Origin of the sequence: Rathayibacter rubneri (assembly GCF_023743255.1) — a bacterium.
Taxonomy (GTDB): Bacteria; Actinomycetota; Actinomycetes; order Actinomycetales; family Microbacteriaceae; genus Rathayibacter; species Rathayibacter rubneri.
The window spans coordinates 1-3,304 of the sequence record NZ_JAMRYM010000176.1; the positions used below are offsets into that span (position 1 = coordinate 1).

Here is a 3,304-nt window from a genome sequence, read left to right on the forward strand (position 1 = left end):
TCGGGGGCGGGGACTAGCTGGCGAAGGTCCAGGTGAGGGGGAGCGAGGCGGAGAGGTTCTGGTAGGTGTTGCCGGCGGAGTTGTCGAGGGTGACGGCGATGGTGAAGGGGGTGCTGGTGCCGGCGGCGACGGGGGCAGTGGCGAGCGACTTGGCGGCGGTGCCGGCGAGGGCGGCGGCGGTGCCGTTGTAGACGGTGGTGCTGCCGGAGGTGATGAGGACGTTCACCTTGGCGCAGAAGTCGGTGGCGGTGCCGGCGGGGGTGCCGTTGGCGCCCTGGGTGCAGGCGGCGCCCGGGGTGAGGGTGAAGGTGTTCGCCGCGACGGTGCCGGCGTTCTTGATCGTGATCGCGGTGCTGACGGTCTGGCCGGGGACCATCGTGGTCGAGCCGCCGAACTTGTTGATGGTGGAGCAGGTCGCGGTGTTGGTGCTGACCGAGCCGCCGTCGGTGCTGAGGCAGGTGACGGGGGTGGTGCCGGTCGACTTCTCCTCCATGATGAGCGAGCCGGAGGCGGCGGTGTTGTTGGAGTTGGTGATGCTGGCGACGAAGCCGGACAGGGTTCCGGACATCGAGACGGAGAGCAGAGCGGCGGCGGCGACGCTCGTCGCGATGACCAGCGGGGCGAAACGAACGCGCTTGGTCTTGGTGGTGGCGGTGTGGTTCGACATGACAGGACTCCTGATCGGGTAGAAGGTGAACTGCCGGGCAGTTCGTCTCGGTGCTGCTGATTGCTTGATGATTAAGCTACTCCGCCATAAAGTTACTTTTCAAATAGACTAATACCCCCTGTCAGTGGGACGCCGCCCCCGAGGTGTCCCACCCCGCTCGAGAAGGCTCCGCATGACACCGACCCCCACTCCGCCCGACGGCGAGGCCGGCCTCACCTCGGTGGCGCACCTGCGCCACGCGCTCCGTCTGCTCGAGACGGCGCAGCGGCAGCTGCGCAGCAGCATCGCGTCCGAGATCGGCGTGGGGCTCTCGGAGCTGACGGCCCTCGAGACGATCTCCGACCTGACGGGTCTCACTCCCAAGATGCTCGGCCTCGAGCTCGGCCTGACCACCGGCGCCGTGACGGCCCTGCTCGACCGGCTCGCCGCCTCCGGGCACGTCGACCGGCTCCCGAATCCGCGCGACCGGCGCAGCGTCCTGCTCGGACTCACCGACTCCGGCGCCGCACTGCTGTCCCGCGTCGAGGAGCGCTACGACGCCGTCAGTGCCGAGGTGCTGCGCGCCTCCCCGCGCCTGGGCGAAGAGGACATGGCCGAGGATCTGGCGCGCGCCGCCGCCGTCATCACCGCGCACACCATCCGCTGAGGGGAGGGGAGCCGTGGCCGATCACGAGGTGCCGCCCGAGTCGCCGTTCGCGCTCCTCTCCGAGGCGGAGGCGGGCGTCTGGTACGCCTACATGAAGGTGCACCTGCGGCTGCGCTACGAGCTCCACCAGCAGCTGCGCCGCGACAGCGGGATCGCGCTGGCCGACTACGACGTCCTCGTGGCGCTCACGAGCGAGCCCGAGAGGCGGATGAGCGTCGCCGACCTCGCCGCGCGGATCGGCTGGGAGCGCAGCCGGCTCTCGCACCGCGTGCGCGGGCTGCGCGAGCGCGGACTCGTCGAGACGCGCCCCGGCGCGACGGATCTGCGCAGCACGGAGGTCGTGCTGAGCGAGGCGGGGCGCTCGGCGCTGCTCGAGGCCGCGCCCGGGCACATCGCCTTCGTGCGCGCGGCGTTCCTCGACGCCCTCGACCCGGAGCAGAAGGCGGCGATGCAGTCGGCTCTCGAGGGCGTCTACGACGGCCTGATCGAGCACGGGACCCTGCCCCGGCCCGCCGATCACCCCTGATCCTCCGCCTCGGTCCTCACTCCCTGCGTGCCCGAAGCACACCGGCCTCTTCCCCGAAGCGTGAATCTTCACCTAGATTGGGCGGCGACCGGAGGAGCAGGACGTGCACGAGACGCTCGACACCCTGATCGCACGGGTCGCGATCCGCGAGCTCGTCGACACCTACGCGCGCGGCGCCGACCGCCGCGACGCCGCCCTCGAGGCGTCGGTGTTCGCCGCCGACGGCGCGGTGCTGCTGTACACCGGCGATCCCGCGACGTCGGCTCCGGTCGACACCCTCCGGGGCCGGGACGCGCTCGTGGCCACCTTCGAGGGCCTGATCGCGCAGTACGAGGCGACCTCGTACGTGAACGGCCAGTCCTCCGTCCGCTTCGTCACCGCCGACGAGGCCGAGGGCGAGACCTACTGCACCGCGCTCCATCTGCAGCGCGAGGGCGGGGAGCGGTACCTCGTGACCATGGCGATCCGCTACCTCGACCGCTTCGTGCGCAGCGACGGGCGCTGGGCGATCGCCGAGCGCCGCCTCGTCATCGACTGGACCGACCGCTCCCTCTCCACTCCCTGACCTCCGAAGGAGAACCATGCCGCTCGACACGCTCCTGCACGCCAACCTCGTCGAGGTGTTCGGCGAACGCGACCCCGGGAAGCGCCGCGCGGCGATCGCGCGCACGTACACCCCGGACGTCGAGTTCCTCGACCCCGAGGAGGTCGTCGTGGGCCACGAGGCGCTGGACGCGAAGGCGCAGCGCCTGCTCGACGCAGCGCCCGGCTTCGTCTTCACCCCGGCCGGTCCCGCCTACGAGAACCACGACCTCGGCTACCTCGCGTGGCACTTCGGCCCGGAGGGGGCGCCTCCCGTCGTCTCGGGCCTGGACATCTGCTTCGTCGTCGACGGCCGCATCGCGAAGGTCTACACGATCCTGACCTGAGCGGCGCAGGAGTCGTAGGGTGACCCCGTGGGATCGACGGCGCTGTTCGAGGCGGAGCGCGGGCGGCTGACCGGGCTCGCCACCCGGCTGCTCGGCGATCGCCACGAGGCCGAGGACATCGTGCAGTCGGCGTGGCTCCGACTCCACGGCACCGACGCCCTGCTCGAGAACCCGGCGGCCTGGCTGACCACCGTCACCACCCGGCTGTGCCTCGACCGCCTCCGAGCGCGCGTCGCAGTGCCGGTCGAGCTGGACGAGCGCGTGCGGGCCGAGTCCCCCGACCCGACCGACTCCCTCGAGCGGCGGGACGCGGTGGCGCAGGCGCTGCACGTGGTCGTCGACCGCCTGAGCCCCAACGAGCGGGTGGCGCTCGTGCTGCACGAGTCCTTCGGCTACGGCTTCGCCGAGATCGGCGGGATCCTCGACCGCTCCCCGGCGGCCGCGCGCAAGCTCGCCTCGCGGGCGCGCGAGAAGGTCGCGAGCGCCGAGCGCGGCGGGCCGGTGCCGGAGGGGAGCGTCGTGGACGCGTTCATGGC

The 3,304-nt window shown here is 71.6% G+C and carries 6 protein-coding genes; 5 read left to right on the top strand and 1 reads right to left on the bottom strand.

Annotated features, from left to right (window positions below):
- Positions 1-13: 13 nt before the first annotated feature.
- Positions 14-667, bottom strand: coding sequence for a hypothetical protein (locus tag NB037_RS19740; protein ID WP_279309122.1), 654 nt, complete (start codon positions 665-667; stop codon positions 14-16).
- Positions 668-839: 172 nt separating this feature from the next.
- On the opposite strand from NB037_RS19740, the gene NB037_RS19020 reads away from it, so the two are divergent.
- The 5 genes from NB037_RS19020 to NB037_RS19040 all read left to right on the top strand — a co-directional run.
- On the top strand, positions 840-1,313 hold the full coding sequence (locus NB037_RS19020) for a MarR family winged helix-turn-helix transcriptional regulator (RefSeq protein ID WP_251948558.1): 474 nt from the start codon (positions 840-842) through the stop codon (positions 1,311-1,313).
- Between the two features lie 13 nt (positions 1,314-1,326).
- The gene (locus tag NB037_RS19025) at positions 1,327-1,839 is read left to right on the top strand and encodes a MarR family winged helix-turn-helix transcriptional regulator (protein ID WP_251948562.1); all 513 of its coding nucleotides are present in this window, start codon (positions 1,327-1,329) and stop codon (positions 1,837-1,839) included.
- A gap of 103 nt (positions 1,840-1,942) precedes the next feature.
- Positions 1,943-2,404, top strand: coding sequence for a nuclear transport factor 2 family protein (locus NB037_RS19030; RefSeq protein ID WP_251948565.1), 462 nt, complete (start codon positions 1,943-1,945; stop codon positions 2,402-2,404).
- Between the two features lie 16 nt (positions 2,405-2,420).
- A complete protein-coding gene (locus tag NB037_RS19035; RefSeq protein WP_251948569.1) occupies positions 2,421-2,768 on the top strand; it encodes a nuclear transport factor 2 family protein in 348 nt (115 codons plus the stop codon).
- A gap of 27 nt (positions 2,769-2,795) precedes the next feature.
- On the top strand, positions 2,796-3,304 hold a 509-nt coding region (locus tag NB037_RS19040), incomplete at its 3' end, for a sigma-70 family RNA polymerase sigma factor (RefSeq protein WP_251948573.1).

Excerpts from the sequence above, each read along its gene's own strand:
- NB037_RS19740 (WP_279309122.1), bottom strand. The coding sequence starts at position 667 with ATGTCGAACCACACCGCCACCACCAAGACCAAGCGCGTTCGTTTCGCC.
- NB037_RS19020 (WP_251948558.1), top strand. The coding sequence starts at position 840 with ATGACACCGACCCCCACTCCGCCCGACGGCGAGGCCGGCCTCACCTCG.
- NB037_RS19035 (WP_251948569.1), top strand. The coding sequence starts at position 2,421 with ATGCCGCTCGACACGCTCCTGCACGCCAACCTCGTCGAGGTGTTCGGC.